At 64.1% G+C, this 21884-nt stretch carries 24 protein-coding genes and 1 pseudogene; 9 read left to right on the forward strand and 16 right to left on the reverse strand.

The features are described from left to right. Window positions 1-28: 28 nt before the first annotated feature. The 4 genes and pseudogenes from QP803_RS13035 to QP803_RS13050 form a co-directional block, all read left to right on the forward strand. Window positions 29-238, forward strand: a pseudogene (locus QP803_RS13035) (biotin/lipoyl-containing protein); the annotation flags it as partial. Window positions 239-334: 96 nt separating this feature from the next. Then, window positions 335-1600, forward strand: coding sequence for a 2-oxoglutarate dehydrogenase complex dihydrolipoyllysine-residue succinyltransferase (gene odhB, locus QP803_RS13040; RefSeq protein ID WP_284947909.1), 1266 nt, complete (start codon window positions 335-337; stop codon window positions 1598-1600). A gap of 122 nt (window positions 1601-1722) precedes the next feature. After that, complete coding sequence (gene lpdA / locus QP803_RS13045; protein ID WP_284943904.1) at window positions 1723-3114, forward strand: dihydrolipoyl dehydrogenase; 1392 nt, start codon at window positions 1723-1725, stop codon at window positions 3112-3114. Between the two features lie 179 nt (window positions 3115-3293). Then, entirely contained in the window at window positions 3294-3674 is a 381-nt protein-coding gene (locus QP803_RS13050; protein ID WP_284943905.1) for a DUF2934 domain-containing protein, read from the forward strand. 76 nt (window positions 3675-3750) lie between these two features. Here QP803_RS13050 and QP803_RS13055 read toward each other — a convergent pair whose 3' ends face one another. From QP803_RS13055 to rplM, 7 genes are all read right to left on the reverse strand, one after another. Beyond that, window positions 3751-4827, reverse strand: a complete 1077-nt coding sequence (locus tag QP803_RS13055; protein WP_284943906.1) for a hypothetical protein — start codon at window positions 4825-4827, stop codon at window positions 3751-3753. A 21-nt stretch (window positions 4828-4848) separates the two neighbouring features. Further along, the gene (locus tag QP803_RS13060) at window positions 4849-5364 is read right to left on the reverse strand and encodes an adenine phosphoribosyltransferase (protein ID WP_284943907.1); all 516 of its coding nucleotides are present in this window, start codon (window positions 5362-5364) and stop codon (window positions 4849-4851) included. Between the two features lie 70 nt (window positions 5365-5434). Beyond that, window positions 5435-5998 carry a hypothetical protein gene (locus QP803_RS13065; protein WP_284943908.1) on the reverse strand — a complete coding sequence of 188 codons (564 nt, stop codon included), beginning with the start codon at window positions 5996-5998 and terminating at the stop codon, window positions 5435-5437. Between the two features lie 74 nt (window positions 5999-6072). Continuing rightward, a complete protein-coding gene (locus QP803_RS13070; RefSeq protein WP_284943909.1) occupies window positions 6073-6576 on the reverse strand; it encodes a gamma carbonic anhydrase family protein in 504 nt (167 codons plus the stop codon). Window positions 6577-6584: 8 nt separating this feature from the next. Continuing rightward, complete coding sequence (gene argC, locus QP803_RS13075) at window positions 6585-7514, reverse strand: N-acetyl-gamma-glutamyl-phosphate reductase (RefSeq protein ID WP_434082920.1); 930 nt, start codon at window positions 7512-7514, stop codon at window positions 6585-6587. Further along, window positions 7514-8002 (reverse strand): 30S ribosomal protein S9, encoded by a 489-nt coding sequence (rpsI, locus tag QP803_RS13080; RefSeq protein WP_284943911.1) that lies wholly within the window; start codon window positions 8000-8002, stop codon window positions 7514-7516. The genes argC and rpsI overlap by 1 nt, the downstream gene beginning before the upstream one ends. Window positions 8003-8004: 2 nt before the next feature. Next, on the reverse strand, window positions 8005-8469 hold the full coding sequence (gene rplM / locus QP803_RS13085; RefSeq protein WP_284943912.1) for a 50S ribosomal protein L13: 465 nt from the start codon (window positions 8467-8469) through the stop codon (window positions 8005-8007). Between the two features lie 413 nt (window positions 8470-8882). On the opposite strand from rplM, the gene QP803_RS13090 reads away from it, so the two are divergent. Together QP803_RS13090 and QP803_RS13095 are read left to right on the forward strand one after the other, a co-directional pair. Then, window positions 8883-9341 carry a CoA-binding protein gene (locus QP803_RS13090; protein ID WP_284943913.1) on the forward strand — a complete coding sequence of 153 codons (459 nt, stop codon included), beginning with the start codon at window positions 8883-8885 and terminating at the stop codon, window positions 9339-9341. 96 nt (window positions 9342-9437) lie between these two features. Further along, window positions 9438-10241 (forward strand): DUF2076 domain-containing protein, encoded by an 804-nt coding sequence (locus QP803_RS13095; protein WP_284943914.1) that lies wholly within the window; start codon window positions 9438-9440, stop codon window positions 10239-10241. A 9-nt stretch (window positions 10242-10250) separates the two neighbouring features. Here QP803_RS13095 and QP803_RS13100 read toward each other — a convergent pair whose 3' ends face one another. The 8 genes from QP803_RS13100 to QP803_RS13135 all read right to left on the reverse strand — a co-directional run bounded on the left by QP803_RS13100 (window position 10251) and on the right by QP803_RS13135 (window position 17658). Beyond that, window positions 10251-10844 (reverse strand): hypothetical protein, encoded by a 594-nt coding sequence (locus QP803_RS13100; RefSeq protein WP_284943915.1) that lies wholly within the window; start codon window positions 10842-10844, stop codon window positions 10251-10253. Continuing rightward, window positions 10841-11437 carry a hypothetical protein gene (locus QP803_RS13105; protein ID WP_284943916.1) on the reverse strand — a complete coding sequence of 199 codons (597 nt, stop codon included), beginning with the start codon at window positions 11435-11437 and terminating at the stop codon, window positions 10841-10843. Before QP803_RS13105 ends, QP803_RS13100 begins: the two co-directional genes overlap by 4 nt. A gap of 22 nt (window positions 11438-11459) precedes the next feature. Next, window positions 11460-12593: a succinyl-diaminopimelate desuccinylase gene (gene dapE, locus QP803_RS13110; protein WP_284943917.1), complete on the reverse strand. Its 1134-nt coding sequence runs from the start codon at window positions 12591-12593 to the stop codon at window positions 11460-11462. Further along, a complete protein-coding gene (gene dapD / locus QP803_RS13115; protein ID WP_284943918.1) occupies window positions 12590-13426 on the reverse strand; it encodes a 2,3,4,5-tetrahydropyridine-2,6-dicarboxylate N-succinyltransferase in 837 nt (278 codons plus the stop codon). Before dapD ends, dapE begins: the two co-directional genes overlap by 4 nt. A 47-nt stretch (window positions 13427-13473) precedes the next feature. Then, the gene (gene hpnK / locus QP803_RS13120; RefSeq protein WP_284943919.1) at window positions 13474-14322 is read right to left on the reverse strand and encodes a hopanoid biosynthesis-associated protein HpnK; all 849 of its coding nucleotides are present in this window, start codon (window positions 14320-14322) and stop codon (window positions 13474-13476) included. A gap of 102 nt (window positions 14323-14424) precedes the next feature. After that, entirely contained in the window at window positions 14425-15855 is a 1431-nt protein-coding gene (gene hpnJ, locus QP803_RS13125; RefSeq protein ID WP_284947910.1) for a hopanoid biosynthesis associated radical SAM protein HpnJ, read from the reverse strand. Next, window positions 15855-17021, reverse strand: a complete 1167-nt coding sequence (gene hpnI / locus QP803_RS13130; RefSeq protein ID WP_284943920.1) for a bacteriohopanetetrol glucosamine biosynthesis glycosyltransferase HpnI — start codon at window positions 17019-17021, stop codon at window positions 15855-15857. The genes hpnJ and hpnI overlap by 1 nt, the downstream gene beginning before the upstream one ends. A 16-nt stretch (window positions 17022-17037) precedes the next feature. After that, window positions 17038-17658 carry an ABC transporter substrate-binding protein gene (locus tag QP803_RS13135; RefSeq protein ID WP_284943921.1) on the reverse strand — a complete coding sequence of 207 codons (621 nt, stop codon included), beginning with the start codon at window positions 17656-17658 and terminating at the stop codon, window positions 17038-17040. A gap of 371 nt (window positions 17659-18029) precedes the next feature. Here QP803_RS13135 and ispH point away from each other — a divergent pair, with 371 nt between their 5' ends. Together ispH and hpnH are read left to right on the forward strand one after the other, a co-directional pair. Continuing rightward, window positions 18030-18959 (forward strand): 4-hydroxy-3-methylbut-2-enyl diphosphate reductase, encoded by a 930-nt coding sequence (ispH, locus tag QP803_RS13140; RefSeq protein WP_284943922.1) that lies wholly within the window; start codon window positions 18030-18032, stop codon window positions 18957-18959. Window positions 18960-19011: 52 nt separating this feature from the next. Further along, a complete protein-coding gene (hpnH, locus tag QP803_RS13145) occupies window positions 19012-20187 on the forward strand; it encodes an adenosyl-hopene transferase HpnH (protein WP_284943923.1) in 1176 nt (391 codons plus the stop codon). On the opposite strand, the gene QP803_RS13150 is transcribed toward hpnH, so the two are convergent. Beyond that, the gene (locus QP803_RS13150; protein WP_284943924.1) at window positions 20110-20799 is read right to left on the reverse strand and encodes a phosphorylase family protein; all 690 of its coding nucleotides are present in this window, start codon (window positions 20797-20799) and stop codon (window positions 20110-20112) included. The two genes, hpnH and QP803_RS13150, sit on opposite strands and share 78 nt — an antisense overlap. Before the next feature lie 150 nt (window positions 20800-20949). On the opposite strand from QP803_RS13150, the gene QP803_RS13155 reads away from it, so the two are divergent. After that, complete coding sequence (locus QP803_RS13155) at window positions 20950-21777, forward strand: FkbM family methyltransferase (RefSeq protein WP_284943925.1); 828 nt, start codon at window positions 20950-20952, stop codon at window positions 21775-21777. The last annotated feature ends 107 nt before the right edge of the window (window positions 21778-21884 follow it).

Consider the following 21884-nt stretch of genomic DNA (forward strand, 5'->3'; position numbering starts at 1 on the left):
TAGACCACCGATCCGATCAGGAGCGACGATGCCGACCGAGATTTTGGTTCCCACGCTTGGTGAAAGCGTGACCTCCGCGACCATCGCCCGCTGGCTTAAGCAGGAGGGGGACACTGTTGCGGCGGACGAGCCCCTGGTGGAACTGGAGACGGACAAGGTCACGGTCGAGGTCAATGCGCCGACCGCCGGCGTGCTGAGCGCGATCCTGCATAAGGATGGCGCCGAAGTTGAAGTGGGTACCGTGTTGGGTGAGGTCGGCGGCGTCGCCGGCAAAGCCCCAGCCCCCGCCAAGGCTGCATCCGCGAAGAAAGCACCCACTGCTGCGCCCGTTGCTGTGGCACCCGAGCCCTCCGCGCCGACACCCGCGCCTGCCGCCGCGACCGGCACGACCGACATTGTGGTGCCGACGCTGGGTGAAAGCGTCACGACCGCCACCGTCTCCCGCTGGCTGAAGAAGCAGGGCGATGCGGTCACCGCCGACGAGCCATTGCTGGAACTGGAAACCGATAAGGTCTCGGTCGAGGTCAATGCCCCGGCGAGCGGCACGCTGTCCGCGATTGCCGTGCCCGATGGGGCCGAAGTCGAAGTCGGCGCCGTGCTCGGCGCCATTTCCACCGGCGCGGTCACGCCCTCCGTCAAGCCGGCCGCGAACCCGGATGCGGGCGTGAACCCGCCGCCGCGCGCCAGCGGCCCAGTCGCGCGCCCTGCGACACCGCCTTCAGACGTTTTTCCGGCCGCCGCCAAACGGATGGCTGAGGCCGGGGTTGCTGCCGCCAGTGTCGGCGCGGGTACCGGCAAGGATGGCCGCATCACCAAGGGCGATGTGCTCGAATTCCTCGCCAAGCCGCCGGCCGCCGTGGCCGTCGCGGCCGCGCCAAAAGCGGCGCGGGTGGATGGTGCGCGCGATGAGCGCGTGAAGATGACGCGCCTGCGCAAGACCATCGCCAGCCGCCTCAAGGAAGCTCAGAACACGGCCGCTATGCTGACCACCTTCAACGAGGTGGATATGTCCGCGACGATGGCGCTTCGCGCGTCCTACAAAGACGCTTTCGAGAAGAAGAACGGCGGCGTCCGCCTGGGCTTCATGTCCTTCTTCGTGCGCGCTTGCGTGGAAGGGCTGAAGGAATTCCCGGCCGTCAATGCCGAGGTCGATGGCGATGACATCGTCTACAAGAACTACGTTCATATGGGCATTGCCGTCGGTGGCCCGAACGGCCTCGTGGTGCCGGTGATCCGCGACGTGGACCAGATGAACTTCGCGCAGATCGAAGGCACCATCGCGAATTTCGGCAAGCGCGCGCGGGATGGCCAGCTCAAGCTCGACGAACTCACGGGTGGCAGCTTCAGCATCACCAATGGCGGCGTATATGGCTCGTTGATGTCGACGCCGATCATCAACCCGCCGCAGTCGGCCATCCTTGGCATGCACAAGATCCAGGATCGGCCGATCGCCATTGCGGGCAAGGTCGAGATCCGGCCGATGATGTATCTGGCCCTCACCTATGATCACCGGGTCGTCGATGGCAAGGAAGCCGTGTCCTTCCTGGTCCGCGTCAAGGAATCGATCGAGGATCCGCGCCGGCTTCTGCTCGGACTCTAATGGCTTAGACGGCGGATAACGCTGCGCTCATCCGCCCTACGAGCCTGTCGGGTGGAAAAGCGCAGCGCATTCCACCGTAACGATCCAAGACGTGCCGGCGATCCACGCGGCGGAGAATTGAGATGGCTGATACCTTCGATCTGATCGTCATCGGCTCCGGCCCTGGCGGCTATGTCTGCGCCATCAAGGCGGCGCAGCTCGGCCTGAAGGTCGCCTGCGTCGAAAAGCGCGAGACGCTGGGCGGCACTTGTCTCAATATCGGCTGCATCCCGTCCAAGGCGCTGCTCCAGTCCTCCGAGAACTTCCATGACGCGGCAACGAGCTTCGCGGATCATGGCGTCATGATCGCGGGCATCACCCTCGATCTCGCCAAGATGCATGCGCGCAAACGCGACGTCGTCGAAGCCAATACCAAGGGCGTGGAATTTCTGTTCCGCAAGAATAAGGTGACCTGGCTCAAGGGCGAGGGCCGCATCCTCAGCACCGGCCGCGTCTCCGTCGCCGGCACCGAATACGAAACCAAATCCATCGTCATCGCCACGGGTAGTGAGAGCACCCCCCTGCCCGGCGTGCCGGTAGACGAAACGCGCATCGTGACCTCGACCGGCGCGCTGGAACTGTCCGAAGTCCCCAAGCGCCTGGTGGTGATCGGCGCCGGAGTCATCGGCCTGGAACTCGGCAGCGTCTGGCACCGCCTCGGCGCCGAGGTAACGGTGATCGAGTATTTGCCACGCATCGTGCCGACGCTCGACGCCGATGTCGCCAAGGACTTCATGCGCATCCTGGAGAAGCAGGGGCTCAAGTTCCGCCTCGGTTCCAAGGTGACCAGGGCAATGACGGGCGAGAGCGGCGTGACGCTGATGGTCGAACCCGCAAAGGGCGGCGAGGCCGAGACGATCGAGGCGGATGTCGTGCTGCTGGCCATCGGTCGCCGCGTTTTCGTCGATGGCCTTGGTTTGACGGAAGCGGGCGTCCAGCTTGACGAGCGTGGCCGGGTTTGGACCGATGACCATTATGCGACGAATGTGCCGGGCATCTATGCCATCGGCGATGTCCGGATTGGGCCGATGCTCGCTCATAAGGCCGAGGACGAGGGCGTCGCCATCGCCGAAATCTTGGCGGGCCAGGCGGGCCATGTGAATTACGGCGCCATCCCGAGCGTCATCTATACCTGGCCCGAGGTCGCGAGCGTCGGCAAGTCCGAGGATGAGCTGAAGGCTGAGGGCGTCGCTTATACCAGCGGCAAGTTCCCCTTCACCGCCAATGGCCGCGCGCGGGCGATGGGGAATACCGACGGGTATGTGAAGCTGCTCGCCGACAAGACCACCGACAAACTGCTCGGTGCCCATATCATCGGGCCGGACGCGGGCACGCTGATTGCGGAACTCGTCACGGCGATCGAATTCGGCGCCTCAGCCGAGGACGTCTCCCGCATCTGCCACGCCCATCCGACGCTGAGCGAAGCCGTCAAGGAAGCCGCCTTCGCGGTTGAGGGTCACGCGATCCATATGTAATCAGTATCGTTACGAGGTCATATTCATTCCCTCGAAACGATAATCTGGCGTCATAATGGAAACAGCCCCGCTTCCGGGGTGCGTGATTTGACGGGTCGGGCACGGGGCACCATTTCCATGGGCACCGATCGCCTGTGCGCACAGCCTGCGATCAGCGACAGACAAGGATAGAGAATCGTATGTCCGACAATCCCCTGAAGTTCGATCCCAAGCGCGAGCATCGCATTCGCGAGCGCGCCTATCATCTGTGGGAAAGCGAAGGCAAGCCGCACGGACGCGACGCGGATTATTGGGAGCGCGCGCGCGAGTTGGATGCCATGGAGGCGAGCGGGGCCACCGGGCAGATCGAAAACCCCATCGCTGCCGGTATCGATCCCACCGCGCCGGTTGGCGTCGAGGAAGCCTCGATCCAGGAAAATCTCGGTGAATTCCCTGGGCTGATGAGCGATCAGGGGGAAGACCTGCAGACGCCGATGGCGAAACATCATGAGACGTCGGAAGCGCCCGAGGTTCCGGCACCCGCTGCCACGGCGAAGAAGCCGAAGAAAAAGAAGGCTTAATTACCCGCCTCTTTAAACGATCCCCCATCCCACCTCCGTCATCCCACGACTTGATCGGGGGATGACGTGGGAGAGCCTAAATCGGCTTCCACCCATAGCGCTGCATCATGGTGCGGCGCAGCTTGGTCACAGCCGGCGCCGATCCCGTGACCTGCGTCAGCAAGTCCGTCGCGGCCGGGCCGGTCAGCAGTGACACACCCTGAGTCGTCGTCACCGCTGAAACAGACAGACTGTCGCCGATCTCACCCGCGCCACGGCGCCACTCGGCCAAGGTGGACGGCCGCACCAAATCCGGTAGGACGGCCGCGAAGCATAGCCCGGCGGCCGTGGCGGCGGCTTGGTAGCTCACCAGCCGATCGTCCGGAACCAGGGCCACATTCCGCGCGGCCGCAAGCTCGATCAAGGTTGGAACAGAGGGCAGTTGCGGATCGCGCGCCGTCATGCCGTCACCGGTCTGCACGCCCGTGGCGAACACCGGCTGCACGCCGACTGCGGCGGCGGCTTGCAGGATGTCATGCATCTTGGGTGCGCTGACGAAACCGACATCGATCACGCCACGTCGCAACGCGTCGACAATGCTCGCGGGCTCGGACAAGCCGAAGGCCGGCACCGTGGGAATGCCCAGCAGGTCGAGCGCGAGGAAGCCCGCAAGCTCCGGCCCGATGGGGTTGGAGGCGCCAAGCCGGAGCGGATGCCCGGTCTTGGCGCGATCAAGGGTGCCCGAGGTCAGCATGACGGCCGGCGTCATGCCGGTGACCGTCGCGATCCAATGGCAGGGATCGTAGGTGACGCGACTGTCGCCTTCGAGCCAGGCGAGGAACGCGGCACCGGGCGCAAACATCATCGTCGCGCCGTCCGGTGCGATGCGCGTTCCGAAAGCGTTCGAGACTGTCACGCCATCCGGTCCGCCGATATCGGCGAACTGGAACGGCACATTCTCGGGCAGGCCTGAGAGAAGATGGGGTGCCAGCAGCTTGGCCCAGCCGGCGATATAGCCATGCGCCGGGCCGCTGGTGACGAAGGTGACGCCATTCGGGAAACCGTTCGGCTCGGCAACTGTCGCGGCGCGCGCAAAGTCCCGTGGCAGGGCGAAGGGCAAAGCGAGGGCCGGGAGGCTTAAAATGGCCCGCCGTCGAAGAAGGGTTCGGGACATCAGCATGACCCGGCGTACCACTTACGAATCGTAAGCCAGGAGAGATTCGAACGGCACCTCAATCCGCTTGCGCCCTTCGAGGAAGGTCAGTTCGATCAGGGTCATGGCGGCCGGAACCTCGGCGCCCACAGACCGCAGCAATCGGATGCCCGCAGCAAGGGTCCCGCCCGTAGCGAGCAGGTCATCGACCACCAGAACGCGCGCGCCGGGTTCGACCGCATCCGCCTGCATTTCGATCCGATCCGATCCGTATTCCAAGGCGTAATCCAACCCGACGACATCGCCCGGCAGCTTGCCCGGCTTGCGCAGCATCAGGAACCCGCAGCGGAGCTTGAGGGCGAGCGGTGCGGCGAACAGAAAGCCCCGGCTTTCGAGGCCCGCCAGATAATCGGGCTTATAGAAGGCGATGCGCTCGGCCATCCGATCCATCGCCACCTGCCAGGCCTCGGCATGCCGCAACAGCGTGGAAATGTCGTAAAAAAGGATGCCGGGCTTCGGGAAATCAGGGATCGCCCGGATGTGTTCTTTGAGGTCCATCCGGGCTGTATAGCGGAGCCAGGGTTGGGGACAAGGCGTCCCAAACCCTGGTCCGCTCAGCGGTTGGATATCAGCCGCTGACAGTGGTGAAGTCGAACTCGAACTGCGCGGCATGGGTCGTTGCATTATTGACCACCGGCAACTCCGGGATATTGGCCAGACGCCGCGCGACCTCCGCCGGAGGCACCGCGAAGATCGGCGACGCAAGCAGCTGGTTCACGGCACCCTGATCACCGGCCTGATAGGCTTTGCCCAGAGCCAGCATGTCATCGACTACGGCCTGGGACGGCGCGGTCGGGCTGATGCCCACGACATCGCGCAGAATTTCACGCGACTGCAAAATCTGCGCGCGCCACAGGCCCGGCATATTGGTCCAGCGCGGAGAGGTATTGAGCTTTCCGCCCATGTAATCGACCGCCGCGACGGCATTCGCCGCCATGGCGGGGTTGCCCATCATCTCATCGTAATGGCCGAAGGAATAGGCGGCGACCTGGAGCGACCTTACATCGACATCGCCGTTGGTGCCCAATGAACCCGAAGGCATCATGGCCGTGTCCGGCAAGCGGTTCTCAAGGGCGCAGCCTGCCAATAGGGTGAGGGCGCAAGCCCCCATCAAAGTTCCGAAGCGCATCATGTCCCAACGATCCCCAAACGTTCTGATCCCTTAACGCAGGACGAGAGGATTCAGATGCGCGGCCGAAATAGGGCTCAGCGATAGCGGGCGGAGAGTTCCACGTAATGCGCGGCCGTCGATGCAAATCGGGCAAGCTCCTCGGCGTCCATCACCCGCACGAGGCGGGCGGGCGCGCCGGCCCAAAGCTCGTTCCGGCCGATGCGCTTGCCCGGTGCCAAAAGGCCGCCGGCCGCCAGCATGCCGCCGCTTTCGATGACAGCGCCATCCATGACGGTCGCACCCATGCCGACGAAGCCGCCATCCTCGATCGTGCAGGCATGAACGATCGCCGCGTGGCCGACGGTGACATCATTGCCAAGGATGCACGGAAACGTGACATGATTGACGTGCAGAATGGAGCCGTCCTGCACATTGGTGCGCGCGCCGATGCGGATATGGTTGGTGTCGCCGCGCAGGACGCAGAGGAACCAGATGCTGGATTGCGGCCCGATCTCGACATCGCCGATCACCACCGCCGTTGGAGCAATCCACGCCTCGGGATGAATACGCGGCGTGACCCCCTCGAAGGGGAGGATCACGCCCCCGCTCACGCGGCCAGGCCCAGCATCAGCTTGAGGTTCTGAACCGCAGCGCCGGAGGCACCCTTGCCGAGATTGTCGAGGCGCGCCACCAGCACCGCCTGGCGATAGGTTTCGTTCGCCAGAACATGCAGCGACATGCGGTCGGTGTCGTTGAGGTCTTCCGGCTCCAGGCGCGTTACGGGCTCGGCCGAAACCGTAATGCCCGCTGCCTCTGCGTAATGGGCGGCGAGCGCCGCCGCGAGATCGGCGCCGGAGGGGCGGCCGGGCAAGGCATCCAGATGCAGGGGAATGGAGACGAGCATGCCCTGGCGGAAATGACCGACCGAGGGCACGAACAATGGCCGCTGCGTCAGGCCAGCGTGATGCTGGATTTCCGGCACATGCTTGTGTTCCAGCCCCAGGGCATAAAGCTCGAACGGCGGGCCGCCGGTCGTGTCATGAGCCTCGATCATGCTGCGGCCACCGCCGCTGAAGCCACTGACGGCATTGACCGTGATCGGCGCATCAGCCGGCAGCAGCCCGGCATCGACAAGGGGGCGCAGCAAGGAAATGGCGCCGGTCGCGTAGCAGCCGGGGTTGGAGACATGGCGTGCGGCGCGGATAAGGTCTGGTTGCGCGGTGGTCAATTCGGGAAAGCCGAAGACCCAGTCGGGCGCGGTGCGATAGGCGCTGCTCGCATCGAGGATACGCGGCGCGTCTTCCCCAAGAGCATCGGCGAGTGCCACGGCCTCGCGGGCCGCGTCGTCGGGAAGGCAAAGGATGATGAGATCCGCCTGCCGCATCAGCGCCTGCCGCACGGCCGGATCTTTCCGGTCGGCGGCAGGGATGCTGAGCAAGGCGAGCGTCGAAAGGCCGGCAAGGCGCTGCCGAATGCCGAGACCGGTGGTCCCGGCCTCGCCATCGATGAAGATGGTTGGCAGCGCCATCGTCGTGATCAGCGCTTGCTGAACTGGAAGCTCCGGCGGGCCTTGGCGCGGCCATACTTCTTACGCTCGACGGTGCGGCTGTCGCGCGTGAGGAAGCCGGCAACCTTGAGGATGCCACGCAGGTCGGGCTCGTAATAGGTCAGTGCCCGGCTGATGCCGTGGCGCACCGCGCCAGCTTGGCCGGACAAGCCACCGCCGACGACCGTGCAGACGACGTCGAACTGGTTGTAGCGATCGGCCACCAGGAAGGGCTGGGTGATCAGCATGCGCAGCACGGGACGCGCGAAATACTGCGCGGCCTTCTTGCCGTTCACGGTGATCTCGCCCTTGCCCGGCTTGATCCAAACGCGCGCGACGGCTTCCTTGCGGCGGCCGGTGGCGTAGGAACGGCCCCAGGCATCACGCTTCGGCTCGACGCGGATGGTTTCGGCCTCGGCGCTGGTGACGATCGGCGCGCTGGCGAGGTCGGCGAGGGTTCTGGTCTCGGTCTCTGACATAATCAGACCCTCCGGTTCTTGGAGTTCATGGCACCGACATCGAGCGGCGCGGGCTGCTGACCAGCATGCGGATGCTCGCCATCGGCATAGACATACAGGTGCCGCATCTGGGCGCGCTGCAGGGGCCCGCGCGTGATCATGCGCTCGACCGCCTTCTCGACCACCCGCTCGGGGTGCTCGCTGGCAAGGCGCTGACCGATGCTGCGGCTCTTGATGCCGCCGGCATAGCCGGTGTGATAGTAGAAGAGCGACTGCTCCGCCTTCTTACCGGTGACAACGACCTTACGGGCGTTGACGACCACGATATGGTCACCGCAATCGACATGCGGCGTAAACTGGGGCTTGTGCTTACCGCGCAGCATCTGGGCGATCACGACGGCGAGGCGGCCAAGAACCAGGCCTTCCGCGTCGATGAGCACCCAATTCTTGCGAGCCTCGGCGGGCTTCAGCGAGAGGGTCGTCTTCATCCGAACTCAGTTCCTTGTAGAATGGGCGGCTTATGGCCTCCGCCCCTGAGAAGGTCAAGGATTTTGCCATGTGGTAGCCCCATACCACATAGGCGACACGGCGGCTGATGGCGGGATGCGCTGCGCATTCCGACGTTACACAGACGGTTCAATGCTAAATAAACTTTGGATTTTGTATCATGAGCAGAGGCTGATTTGGCAGCCCCTGCGCATGACGGCCACCTTGCGGCCAAGCCGTCCATGGCCCTTCAGGGTCAGGCGGCGGACGTCTCCCTAAACTTGGCTGCTGAAAAAATGACCATCCTGCCATCAAATCCAGCAAATTGAGTTTGGCGCCGGCACGATGATTCAGCAAGCACAATTCCGCCGAAATTCAACACCACTACTACTCCTTTAGACTCAATGAGCAGGTCATGAGCGACAATCCGACGATCGAAAGCCACGTTGCCACCGGCGCGAGGATCGATGCTGAAATCCGTGACGCTCTCACCCGCTATCGACGCGTGGCCTTGGTCGGCGCTTCCCCCAAGCCGGAGCGCCCGTCCCATGGAGTTATGGGCTTTCTGTTGCGGCACGGCTTCGATGTCACGCCGATCAACCCGGGCGTCGCCGGGCAGGAGATTCACGGTAAGCCCGTCGTCGCGACGCTAGACCAAGCAGCACCGCTCGACATCGTCGATATCTTCCGGGCCTCCGATCAGGTCGGCCCTGTCGTGACGGAGGCCATCCGCCTCGGTGCGAAGGTGATCTGGATGCAGCTCGGCGTCATCAACCATGCCGCCGCCGCCGAAGCCCGCGCTGCCGGCCTGACGGTCATCATGGACCGCTGCCCGGCTATCGAGTGGCCACGCCTCGGACTGCATCGCGTCTGACCAGGAACTGTCTTTTCGTTAAGGTTACACTCTCGCGATAGACAAGCCACTGAGTCTACCCAAGTCTGTCCTACCCATTCATCTGGAACCCGACCCATGACCCCCGAGGAACGCGACGTCATCGCCCGCTTCGTGCAGCGCGTCGCCGGCTCGCCCGCCGGCGGCTCCGTCCCCGCAACGGCCGCCGCCCCGCTGCCACCGCTCGACCCCGAAGCGGATCAGCATCTGGCGAGCCTGTTCCAGCAATATCCGGAAGCCCGCTACCGGATGACGCAGTTCGCCTTCGGGCAGGAACAGGCGCTGGCCAATGCCGCCCATCGCATGCAATCGATGGAGCAGCAGCTCGCGGCGGTTCAGCAAAGCGGCGTGCCGGGTCAGCCCCAGGCACAAGGCGGTGGCTTCTTCAGCCGGCTGTTCGGCGCCCCCCCGGGCCAGCAGCAGCAGGCGCCGTATGCACAGCCCTATCAGCAGCAAGGCTATGCCCAGCAGCAGCCGGGCTTTGGTGGCGCGCCTGGCTATCAGCAGGGCTACGCCCAGCAACCGATGATGGCGCAGCGCGGCGGCAGCGGCTTCCTCGGCTCGGCCATGACGACGGCCGCCGGTGTCGCCGGCGGCATGTTGGCCGCCAATGCGATTGAGGGACTGTTCTCCAATCGAAGTGCCGAAACCGGCGGCTTCGGTGGCGGCGGTGCGGAGCAAAGCGGTTGGGGTGGCGGCGGCGCGGACCAGAGCGGCTGGGGCGCCGGTGGTAGCGACCAAACCGGCTGGCAGACGGTGCCTGACCAAGGCGCCGGTGCGGCGGATCAAAGCGGCTGGCAGGATACGCCCGACACCTCGGCCCCCGATGACAGCGGCGGCGGCTGGGATGATAGCGGCGGCGGCGGCAGCGACTGGACCTGATGCGTCAGGTCACAACGACAGGCTGTTGAACGGCACCAGCGTCAGCAGCGACAAAACGGCGCCAAGACCGACATCCGCGGCCACAATCAGGGCAGCGGATGTCGGCGTGACATCCAGGCTCAGCTTGGTCACATACCATTCCAGCCACAGAGCCCAGCCGAAACCGACCAGAGCGATGGTTTCCGCCACCATTGCCGGGGCGTGGAACAAGACCGGCAAAGACGTCACCAGCAGCAGGCAATACTGAGCGACGTTGGACCAGTTCCAGACAGCGATATAGCGCGGCCAGTCCCGCTCCTGCGCCAGCATCCGCACCAGAGGGCGGGAAATCAGGGCGAAGCCCGCCCATCCGATGATGAAGGTCAGCAGATCGAGGGCGAAAGCATGCGCACCCTCCAAAGGGGCGGTGCCGCCAACCCAGTCCACGAACCGCAACACGACGAAGATCGGAAGGGCGAAGAAAGGTGTAACGAAGCTGCGCCGCGCGACCCCTAGGTCGTTGCCGAAAGCGCGCAGGCCGGCGGCCTTTCCGAAAGTCAGTGCCGCGATCCCCCGCAGGCTCCCAGCGATTTCGCCGCCGACCAGTCGCAGCCCCTGCCTCATGCGGCGTGGCTGCCGAACAGATACAATTGAACCAATTGCGGACCGGCGACCAGGATGATGGTGCCGAGATTGACCATGAAGACCAGCAGTGCGGCGCGACCCTTGGACAGATCCAGCCCGTGCCGGGCCAGAAACCAATGCAGCCAGAAGGCATAGGCGAGCAGGATGCAGGCGAGAAGACCGATCGACGCCTTTGGCGACAACCCGCCCTGGACCATGACGCCGGAGGTGAGAACCAAGAGCGACACCAGGAGTGGCAGCACCCATTGGCACCAATTAAATGCGGTCGCGAAGCGAAACCACTGCTCCTCCCGCCCCCAGCGGCGGGCCAGAACGTAGGACAGCACAGGCGGAGCCAGAACGGCGCAGAGGGCGGCCATGAAATCGGTCGCGGCTTCACGCCACCGGCCGCTCGACAGCATGAGCACGGTGCCAACCAGCGGAAAGGCGATCATCGGCGCGAGGCTGGACAGAAAGTCTTGCGGCCCCGCCCCGATTTCGGAGAAGCCTGCGGCCTTGCCCCGGCATAGCAAGATCACGCCGCGCAGCAGATTGGCGCGCGGGGTTTTCACGCGGCTGATCTTATTCGCCATGGAACGGCACCCTTTCGCGGTCTCACGACTGGAAACGGCCCAGCACCGCGCAATAGCCCGCCGCCAGGGCGCGAAGATCAGCGACGCTCGTCCGTTCATCCGTCATATGCATCGAAGCGCCCACCAGCCCAAACTCGGCAACCGGGCATAGCGCGGTGATGAAGCGCGCGTCGGAGGTGCCGCCGCCGGTATCGAGGCGCGGGGTGGTGCCGAAAACCTCCGCGACAGCGCGGGCCAAACTGGCGATACGCGGTCCCGGCTCTGTCAGGAAGCTATCCCCGGTGACGTGTACCAAGACCTTGGCGTCGGGCGCATGCGCAGCCACCATGCCGGCAATCCAGGCTTTCAGCGACACCGCATCATGCGAGTCATTGTAGCGGATATTGAACTTCGCCGTCGCCGCCGGCGGGATAACATTGCCGGCCGGATTGCCGACATCGACCGTGGTGATCTGCAACCCCGAAGGCTCGAACCACCGGGTGCCCTCATCCAGTCGCTCGGCCAGCATGGCCTGCAGCAGGCCGATCAGCCGATGGATCGGATTATCCGCCCGATGGGGATAGGCAACATGACCCTGGACGCCGTGCACCGTCACGGTCGCGCTGAGACTGCCGCGCCGCCCGATCTTGATGACCTCGCCCAGAGCATCGGGATTGGTCGGTTCGCCCACCAGGCAGAAGTCCGGCACCTCACCATGATCGCGCATCCAATCCAGCACACGCACGGTTCCGTCCGTCGCGGGGCCTTCCTCGTCACCCGTGATCAGCAGGCTAACCGAGCCCGGCAGCATTCCGGCGATGCGCGCTTGGGCGACGCCGGCGACGAAGGCGGCGACGGCGCCCTTCATGTCGCAGGCGCCTCGGCCATACAGGATACCGTCCTCGACCACGCCGCCGAAGGGGTCGTGGCGCCACCCCTCACCCGCCGGCACGACATCCGTATGGCCGGCAAAACAGAAATGCGGCGCGCCCGTGCCAAGCCGCGCATAGAGGTTCGGCGTGGTGCCGAAGGGCAGCCGATGGACGGTGAACCCCAGAGCATCGAGGGCATCCGCCAGCACATCCTGCGCGCCGGCATCGGCCGGCGTGACCGAGGCGCAGCGAATGAGGCGCTGCGCCAGGGGCAATGGGTCCGTCAGGGTCGCCGCATCCGTCACGTCCGCAAAAGCTCGTTGACCGAGGTCTTCTCCCGCGTGCGCGCATCGACGCGCTTGACGATGACGGCGCAGGCGAGTGATGGGCCGGCACTGCCATCCGGCAGCGGCTTGCCCGGCAGGGTACCGGGCACAACGACGGAATAGGCCGGCACACGGCCATAGAAGATCTCCCCGGTCGCCCGGTCGATGATCTTGGTCGATGCGCCGAGGAACACACCCATGGAGATCACGGCCCCACGCTCGACGATGAAACCTTCGGCGACTTCGGAACGCGCGCCGACGAAGCAATCGTCTTCGATCACCACGGGATTGGCTTGCAGCGGCTCCAGCACGCCGCCGAGGCCGACGCCCCCGCTGATATGGCAGTTGCGACCGACCTGGGCGCAGCTTCCGACCGTGGACCAGGTGTCGATCATGGTGCCGTCCGCGACATGGGCGCCGACATTCACGAAGCTGGGCATCAGCACGACGTTGCGGCCGATATAGGCCGAGCGGCGGACCACGGCGCCCGGCACAGCGCGGAATCCGGCTTCCGCGAAGCTGTTATCGCCCCAGCCCTCGAACTTCATCGGCACCTTGTCGAAAACCGGCGCGCCGCCGGCGCCCGGCATCGGATGCGAGTCGTTCAAGCGGAAGGAAAGCAGCACGGCCTTCTTGAGCCATTGATTGACCTGCCAGCCGGCGGCGGTCGGTTCGGCGACCCGCTCAGCACCGGTTTCCAACAGGCCGAGCGCATCGTCCACGGCATCACGATCGGCGCCTCTGCTGGCGGAGGAGACCTCCGTCCGGCGGTCCCACAGGGCGTCGATCGTCGTGGCCAGAGTCGCCGTCATTATAGTCTCCATGCGCGAAGCGGCGGGACCATTAAGCCCCGCCGGGATCATGTCAACGCGAGCCTGTCCGAATACGTCGTCTCGGCCACGGCAGAGCGCGCCAACGCCGCGCGGACGCGGGGGCTGAGCAGCGTCGCCAACTCGCTTTCATGCGCGTAACCGGGCATCAGCCGATCCAGCAGCGGATCCCGCCCGGCGGCCGGGTGGAAGTAGATTTCGCTTAAGCCCGGCGGCAGGTGGGCGATCAGGCGCATCACCCGCTCCTCCGTCATGCCGCCGCTCCAGGCGATGCCGAAGGCATGGTCGTTGGTGATCATGCCGGCGCGGCGGGCCTGCATCCGCAGCAGCCGCGTCCATTGCAGTAAGGTGCGCGGGCCCAAACCCTGGGGGACGCCCAGCGCCGCCATCACCCGGGCAGGTTCGGCAGGAACGCGGATGGCGCGCAGTCCGTGCGCCCTACCCGCCTCGATCAACAGCCGCCCGACGGTCGGATGCAAATGCATATGCTTATGGGCATTGGCGTGATCGAGCGGCAGGCCCGTCGCCGCGAAGGCGCGGAACTGCGCCGCGATCTCGCGCTCCAGCTTTCGCCGCGCAAGCGGATTGAAGGCGTAGCGGAGGCCGAGACGAAGCTGGTCGGAGGGAAATTGGCCGGTTGCATCGACAAGGCCGGCGATCTCCGTCGGCGGAAGAACGGCGGGACCTTCGATGACCGTGAGATGAAGCCCGATCCGAAGGCCCGGCATGGCGCGCGCCCGGCGAACGGCATCCGCCGCTGCGTCCCCCGCCACCATCAGACTGGCGGTGGAAAGGATGCCGTCGCGATGCGCGCGCTCGACACCCTCATTCACCGCGACGGAGAGGCCGAAATCATCAGCCGAGACAATGACGGGCATGGGGGCGGCGGCCCTGAAGATGGCGGATTACGCTGCGCTTTTCCGCCCTACATCCGATCCAAGGGGCGGAAAAGCACAGCGTAATCCGCCATTCGCCTGCGTCTAGGCCGCGACCTGTTTCCGCTCACGCAGGAACTGGAAGAACTCCATACCCTCACGCAGGCGCCGCACCATCATTTGCGGACTCACCACCATCTCGCCCACGATGGCGGCGATCTTCGGTGCCCGGAAATAGAACTTCTTGTAGAACACCTCGACATTGGCGAAGATCTCCGCGTGGCCGAGATGCGGATAGTTCAGCGGCGCGATCTGAATGCCGCTCTCATCGATCAGCTCGGCATGTTCGACATCGAGCCAACCGTTCTCCAGCGCCTGCTTATAGAGCGCGGTGCCTGGATAGGGCGCGGCAAGCGAAACCTGGATGGTATGCGGATTGATCCGGGTGGCGAACTCAATCGTCTCCTGGATCGTCTCACGCGTCTCGCCCGGCAGGCCGAGGATGAAGGTCCCATGGATCTTGACGCCAAGCTCGTGGCAATCCTTGGTGAACTGCTCGGCCGTGGTGACCAGCATGCCCTTCTTGATATTGTGCAGGATCTGCTGATTGCCGCTTTCGTAGCCGACCAGCAGCAGCCGCAGCCCATTTTCCTTGAGGATCTTGAGCGTCGAACGCGGCACGTTCGCCTTGGCGTTGCAGGACCAGGTCACGCCCAGCTTGCCCAATTCCCGCGCGATCGCCTCGGCGCGGGGCAGATTGTCGGTGAATGTGTCGTCATCGAAGAAGAATTCCCGAACCTGCGGGAAGTCGATCTTCGCCTGGCGGATTTCGGCCGCGACATGTTCGGGGCTGCGGACGCGATAGCGGTGTCCGCCCACCGTCTGCGGCCACAGACAGAAGGTGCAGCGGGATTTGCAACCGCGCCCGGTGTAGAGCGACACATAGGGGTGCAGCAGATAGCCGATGAAATAATCCTCGATCCGTAGATCGCGCTTGTAGACATCGGTCACGAAGGGAAGCTGGTCCATATCCTCCAGCACCGCGCGGTCCTTGTTATGGACGATCACGCCGGCGGCGTTGCGGTAGGAAATGCCATCGACCTCGGCGAAGTCCCGCCCTTCGGCGATTTCCTTGATGGTGAAGTCGAACTCATTGCGCGCCACGAAATCGATGGCGGCGCCGCCGTTGAGGCTTTCGGTCGGCTGCACGGCAACCTTGGCGCCGACGAAGCCGATGATCAGCTTCGGGTTGGCGGCCTTGAGCTGCTCGGCGACCTTCACGTCATTGGCGAAAGAGGGTGTGGAGGTATGGATCACGACGAGGTCGCGATTCATCACGTCTTCCAGGATCGGGCCCATGCCCATCCGGGCAGGCGGCGCATCGATCAGGCGGCTGCCGGGAACCATGGCGGCGGGCTGCGCCAGCCACGTGGGATACCAGAAGGACTTAATCTCCCGACGCGCCTGGTATCGCGAACCCGCACCCCCGTCGAAACCATCGAAGGAGGGAGGTTGAAGGAACAATGTCTTCATCATCATGCCTGCTTAATATCCCGAGAAAGACGATGTGTCTTGTCCAAGCGTGTCCTGCTGCCACTCTCTGCCGCTTCCATCACCCGACCACGCCACACCACCCGGTTGCCGAAATAGCTCGACAGCAAAACCACAACCGAGAGTAGTTCACGCAGCGGCAGCAGAAGACCCGAAAACCCACCGCGCCCCAATTGATGGCTCATCGCCCGCGCTTCCATTACCCGCGCGAGCCAGACAACACCTATGACGAGCCACGACCAAAGGCGAAACTCGCCCAATAGCACTGTCACCATGGCCCAAAACACCGGGTATTGCAGCAATGACGTTGCATAGGAGACAGGCGCGAGGGCCCTTATCGTGCGCGCCCAGCGAAGTTCATGTCTGAACAACTCACGCAACGTCGTCTCCGCGACCGTGGTGAGCACAAGGGTGGGCGCCAATGCCACGCTCAGTCCTTGGGCGTGGACCAGACGGCCGATCGCCGCATCATCGGCCAGATGCGGAAGCAAGGCCGGGAAGCCGCCGATGCGGGCAAGCGTCGCACGCGACATCGCCATCGCCGCACCAAGACAATCCTCTCGCCCAATCATACGACCGACCAGCACGCCGGGCAGAAAGATATGGTTGATCTGTGCCGCGCCAAACCGGGCAGCCAGGCTGCCCCCACCCACCACGCCGGCATATAGTGCCGTCGCAACACCGACGCGCGGCTCGGCGAGATCGGTGACCATCCTGTCGAGGAAGCTCGGCGTGACGTGGATGTCCGAATCGGCCAGGACGATGAGATCATGCCGCGCCGCCGGCCACATATTGATGAGATTGGCGACCTTGCCATTGCCGCCGTGCTGCGTGGGATCGATCACCAGGGTGATGTCGCATTGGGGGAATAACAGCCGCAGCTTCTCGACCACCGCGATCGCCGGATCGGCAGCGTCCTGCACGCCGAAAACGATCTGATAGTCGGGATAGCTCTGGGTACAGAAGGACGCGAGCGCTTCCTCCAGCAAAGGCTCATCACCCTTCAAGGGCTTGAGGATCGTCACCGGCGGCCGGTCCGCCCGCGTGACGCGCGGTTGCCGGTTGAACCTCTTCAAAGCGCCGACCGCGAGCCCCGCTTGCACGAGTCCGACTCCAGCAAAGGTCGCGGTTATCTCGGCGAGAATGGGCAAGTCGGCTCCCTATGTCTCAAGAAACGATCGTACCGTCCGACAGGACGGAGACTTTTTGCGTGAGGCTCGCGATGAGCGGCGTGGCGTCGCCGCGCGCGAGCAGGTTCGAGAAGTCCGAGCGCTGGACCGCAACGCGACTTATCGTACCGTCGAGGAGGATGTCTTGCACTTTCCAGCCTCCACGGCTTTGGCTCATGACATAGTCGATCCGAAGCGGTTCGGCCCCCGCTTTCTGGAACGTGCTCGTCACGATCTGATCGGCGCCGACTGGGCGCGTTCCGGGTGCGACCTGGATCAAGTCATTACTGTAGGAGTGAAAATTGGACACATACGTCGCGATGATGAAGCTGCGAAACACCTGCCCCAGCTTCTCCGTCTGCGCCGCGGGCAAACTCTCCCAATACGATCCCACCGAGACGCGGAGGATGCGCTCAAGGTCGAAAACGCCATCGACGGCCGGCGCCAGCATCTGAAACCGCTGCGGAAACGGCACGGCCCCGCCCGCCTTCATGACGTTCAGGAGTGCCGCATCGAAGGCGATGATGGGCTGGGTGGCGGCATCAGCCGCCGCCGGTGCGGCGACTGTCTGGGCACGGGCGAATCCCGGCAACATTCCGGCTGAGAGACCAGCCGCCATAAGGATGCGCCTTGAAACCAATGTCATATAATGCTCCGGCTCAACTGCCGGCCCCCTTTGAGCGTGTTGTCCCGCAACGCCGAACCGGCGCGCGTGAACCGAATTGGGGGCCTAGATACCCTGCGAACACCCCTGTCACTCCTCAATGACAACGCGGCAGCGACGTCCGTGGCGCCGTTTGTAACGAAGATGTGATACAAAACAAGAGATCGAAGCGGTTCTCTGCCCGCGCCTAGGGTCGGTGCGATGCCGCATTGGCAGCAGTCGCAGCAAAAAGTTGCCCTGGAGGCGCCAAATGCGTATCCCGTGTTAAGAAGGCGTTGCGAGTGTCTTCTGGTTGCCCGCCCGCCGAATGGAGATGAGCTGAGATCATGCGCGTCCTTCTGGCCCAGCCGCGCGGCTTTTGTGCCGGTGTCGTCCGAGCGATCGATATCGTGGAGCGGGCACTGAAGAAATACGGTCCCCCGATCTACGTACGCCACGAGATCGTCCACAACCGCCATGTCGTCGAGGATTTGCGCAAGCGTGGCGCGGTTTTCGTGGATGAATTGTCCGAGGTTCCCGAGGGCGCCATCACCGTGTTCAGCGCGCATGGCGTTGCCCGCAAGGTGCAGGACGACGCGATCGCGCTCGGCCTGCCGGTGATCGACGCCACCTGCCCACTGGTGGCGAAGGTCCATGCCGAAGGCCGGCGCTATGCGTCCCAAGACCGTGAAATCGTGCTGATCGGCCATGCCGGTCACGCCGAGGTCGAGGGCACGATCGGCCAAATTCCGGCGAAGGTTCATCTGGTCCAGACCGCCGAGGATGTCGCCACGCTCGACGTCGCCGATGAAAACAAGCTTGCCTATGTGACCCAGACGACATTGTCGGTCGATGACACGCGCGGCATCATCCAGGCCCTTCAGACCCGGTTTCCGACCATTCAGGGGCCGGATGTGCGCGATATCTGCTATGCGACGCAGAACCGCCAGCAAGCGGTGCGCGACCTCGCCCAGCAGGTCGAGGTCATCCTGGTGGTGGGATCGCGGAACAGCTCCAACTCCAACAGGCTCAAGGAATTGGGCGAGGAACTGGGCTGCACCTCCTATCTGATCGACGATGAATTCGGCCTGAAGCCGGAGTGGTTCGAGGGCGTGCAGACCGTGGGCGTCACCGCTGGCGCTTCCGCGCCCGAGGTGCTTGTTCAGGGTGTGCTGGACGGTCTTCGCCGGTTCGGCGATGTCGATGTCGGATTGCTGGCCGGCGTGCCGGAAGACGTGCGTTTCCGCCTGCCGCCCGAAGTGGCGGATGTTGCCTGATCCACGTAAGATGCCGCGCAAGATGCAGCGAATCTAGGAGGCTGACCAGCTAATGGGTGTTCCGCTCAACCAAGCCATCCGCGTCGGCGCTTACGTCCTCAAGCAGCATATGCTGGGCCGCAAACGCTATCCCCTGGTTCTGATGCTGGAGCCGTTGTTCCGCTGCAACCTCGCCTGCAATGGCTGCGGCAAGATCGATTACCCCGCGCCGATCCTCAACCAGCGCCTGTCCTACGAGGAATGCATGGAGGCCGCCGATGAATGCGGCGCGCCCGTGGTCGCCATCGCCGGCGGGGAGCCGCTGCTGCACAAGGACATGCCCCGCATCGTCGAGGGTCTGCTGAAGCGCGGCAAGTTCATCTATCTCTGCACCAATGCCCTGCTCCTCGACAAAAAGATGGAGCAGTACAAGCCGCACAAGAACTTCGCCTGGGACGTTCATCTGGACGGCGACAAGGAGATGCACGACGTCTCCGTCAGCCAGGGCGGCGTCTTCGATATTGCGGTCGATGCCATCCGCAAGGCGAAGGATGCTGGCTTCCGCCTTTGCATTAACACCACCCTGTTCGATGGCGCGCAGCCCGAGCGGGTCGGCAAGTTCATGGACGATGCGATGGCCTTGGGCATCGACGGCGTCATGATCTCCCCTGGTTACGCTTATGAGCGCGCGCCCGACCAGGAGCACTTCCTGAACCGCCAGAAGACGAAGGACCTCTTCCGGGGCATCTTCCGACTCGGCAAGGGCAAGAAGTGGAAGTTCAACCAGTCCGCGCTGTTCCTGGACTTCCTGGCCGGCAATCAGAAGTTTGCCTGCACGCCCTGGGGCAAGCCGACGCGCAATGTCTTCGGCTGGCAGCGCCCCTGCTATCTGCTCGGCGAAGGCTATACCAAGACCTTCGCCGAGTTGATGGCCTCGACCGACTGGGACAAATACGGCACCGGCAATTACGAAAAATGTGCCGATTGCATGGTCCACTCTGGTTATGAAGCCTCAGCCGTTCGCGAGGCGGTTGCGCATCCGCTCAATTACATCAAGTCGGCGATTTTCGGCCCTCGGACGGAAGGCGCCATGGCGGAGGAAATCTCCCTGGAGCATCAGCGCCCCGCCGATTACGTCTTCAGCCGCCACGTGGAGGAGAAGATGGAGAGCCTAAAGAAGGACCCCAAGGTGCGCGTCACCCGCAGCGGCGCGACCAAGGCGCCCGAGGTTCTCGGCACCGCCGACTAAAGCCTTGCGGGCGCGGGCGGCGTCTCGCCCGAGCCCGATGAGTTGCAAGATCTGATGAGGATGGCGGGCCAGAATGACCGCCATTTTCATAGGTGCCACACGCCCTTGGGAATCCAGCGCCTCCACCGCCGCAGGCGGCAGATCGCGCGTCGCCGAATCGCACACGGCGCGCAGCATGGCGAAGGGAAGGCCGCGTTCCTCGGCGACCTCAGCCACCACGCCGCTTTCCAGATCGACCGCCGACGCCCCCGTCTCATGCCAGAGGCGCGCCTTTTCGGCGGCCGTGCCGACGATCGCCTCCCCCGCCAACAGCGTACGCACGCGCAGGCCCGACAGGGCATTCATGGTGCGGGGATGGGCATGGAAGCGCCGCCCGTCGAACAGCACGGAGGCCGGCACCAGCAGCGCGCCGGGCATGAGGGCGGGGTCGAGCCCGCCGGCGAGGCCGAAGCTGATCAGGGCCGTGGCCCCCTCATCAACCAGCCGCTCCGCCGCCTGCCGTGCGCCGGCTGACAGGCCGCCACCGATACCGACGACACCGTTGCGCGCACGTTTGGCGATCCGCGCTTCTGACTGCATCCCGACGACGAGTCCGATACGATTCCAGATCAAGGTAGTTCCTTCGCGAATCGAAAAAGCATATCCACGCCAGGGACGGACATCGGATTTTGTTAACGCCTGCGCGGTATAGGATCTGCCATGAGCGATGTCCTGGAATTCCTCTCCCCCGAAGTGCGACTTACGCATACACGCCACGGCCTGATGCTCTATCCCGCGCTCGACCGCTTCGTCGGCCGCTGCCTGGAGGCTTACGGCGAATACTGCCCGGAGGAGGGCAAGGCTTTCAGCCAGCTGCTCAAGCCTGGCGATGTGGTTGTCGAAGCCGGCGCGAATATTGGGTCGCACACGCTTCATATGTCCAAGATTGTCGGAGCCACCGGCAGCATTTACGCCTTCGAGCCGCAGCGGCCGGTGTTCCAGCTGCTGTGTGCCAATATGGCGCTGAATGCCGTCTCCAATGTGCATGCCCGGCAGCAGCCGCCATGCGATCCATCCGCGCCTCGAACGTGCCTGAATGCCGTCTCCAATGTGCATGCCCGGCAGCAGGGCATGGGCGCCACCCCCGACGTGATGTGGGTCACCCCTCCGCCGGTCGGCGCGTATGCAAATTTCGGCGGCATCGCGCTCAAAGCCGAGGGTCGCGAGCGGGTCGATATCGTGACAATCGATTCCCTGGCCCTTGAGCGGCTCGACCTCATCAAGATCGATGTCGAGGGGATGGAGGAAGCGGTGCTTCGCGGCGGCGCGGACACCATCAAGCGGCTGCGGCCCAAGCTTTATCTCGAAAACGATCCGGGCGAGGATCTGGAGAAATCGGCGTCACTGATCCGCTACGTACGCGAACTGGGCTATCGGGCGTGGTGGCATCTGCCAGCGCTGTTTTCGCCGGAAAACTTCCGCAATTTCCAGCAGCATCTCTATGACCAGAACGTAGTCTCAATCAACATGCTCTGTGTTCGAGACGATGAGGACATCAAGACAAACTATCTGGAAGTGGGGGACGAACACGACCGACCCAGTTTGGACTAGACTGGCTTCGAGTGGACCTTTTCGGATCGACAAGGCCAATCAACCGATATCGTCATCCGCGCACTTGATACGCGGATCCACCGGCGCTCATAGATCCCCCGTCCTTA

The sequence above is a fragment of the Acidisoma sp. PAMC 29798 genome, assembly GCF_030252425.1.
Lineage (GTDB): Bacteria > Pseudomonadota > Alphaproteobacteria > Acetobacterales > Acetobacteraceae > Acidisoma > Acidisoma cladoniae.

Coding starts and splice junctions, on each gene's coding strand:
- lpdA (WP_284943904.1), top strand. CDS start 1,723: ATGGCTGATACCTTCGATCTGATCGTCATCGGCTCCGGCCCTGGCGGC.
- QP803_RS13050 (WP_284943905.1), top strand. CDS start 3,294: ATGTCCGACAATCCCCTGAAGTTCGATCCCAAGCGCGAGCATCGCATT.
- QP803_RS13055 (WP_284943906.1), bottom strand. CDS start 4,827: ATGTCCCGAACCCTTCTTCGACGGCGGGCCATTTTAAGCCTCCCGGCC.
- QP803_RS13060 (WP_284943907.1), bottom strand. CDS start 5,364: ATGGACCTCAAAGAACACATCCGGGCGATCCCTGATTTCCCGAAGCCC.
- QP803_RS13065 (WP_284943908.1), bottom strand. CDS start 5,998: ATGATGCGCTTCGGAACTTTGATGGGGGCTTGCGCCCTCACCCTATTG.
- rpsI (WP_284943911.1), bottom strand. CDS start 8,002: ATGTCAGAGACCGAGACCAGAACCCTCGCCGACCTCGCCAGCGCGCCG.
- rplM (WP_284943912.1), bottom strand. CDS start 8,469: ATGAAGACGACCCTCTCGCTGAAGCCCGCCGAGGCTCGCAAGAATTGG.
- QP803_RS13090 (WP_284943913.1), top strand. CDS start 8,883: ATGAGCGACAATCCGACGATCGAAAGCCACGTTGCCACCGGCGCGAGG.
- QP803_RS13095 (WP_284943914.1), top strand. CDS start 9,438: ATGACCCCCGAGGAACGCGACGTCATCGCCCGCTTCGTGCAGCGCGTC.
- QP803_RS13100 (WP_284943915.1), bottom strand. CDS start 10,844: ATGAGGCAGGGGCTGCGACTGGTCGGCGGCGAAATCGCTGGGAGCCTG.
- QP803_RS13105 (WP_284943916.1), bottom strand. CDS start 11,437: ATGGCGAATAAGATCAGCCGCGTGAAAACCCCGCGCGCCAATCTGCTG.
- dapD (WP_284943918.1), bottom strand. CDS start 13,426: ATGACGGCGACTCTGGCCACGACGATCGACGCCCTGTGGGACCGCCGG.
- hpnK (WP_284943919.1), bottom strand. CDS start 14,322: ATGCCCGTCATTGTCTCGGCTGATGATTTCGGCCTCTCCGTCGCGGTG.
- hpnJ (WP_284947910.1), bottom strand. CDS start 15,855: ATGATGAAGACATTGTTCCTTCAACCTCCCTCCTTCGATGGTTTCGAC.
- QP803_RS13135 (WP_284943921.1), bottom strand. CDS start 17,658: ATGGCGGCTGGTCTCTCAGCCGGAATGTTGCCGGGATTCGCCCGTGCC.
- ispH (WP_284943922.1), top strand. CDS start 18,030: ATGCGCGTCCTTCTGGCCCAGCCGCGCGGCTTTTGTGCCGGTGTCGTC.
- hpnH (WP_284943923.1), top strand. CDS start 19,012: ATGGGTGTTCCGCTCAACCAAGCCATCCGCGTCGGCGCTTACGTCCTC.
- QP803_RS13155 (WP_284943925.1), top strand. CDS start 20,950: ATGCTCTATCCCGCGCTCGACCGCTTCGTCGGCCGCTGCCTGGAGGCT.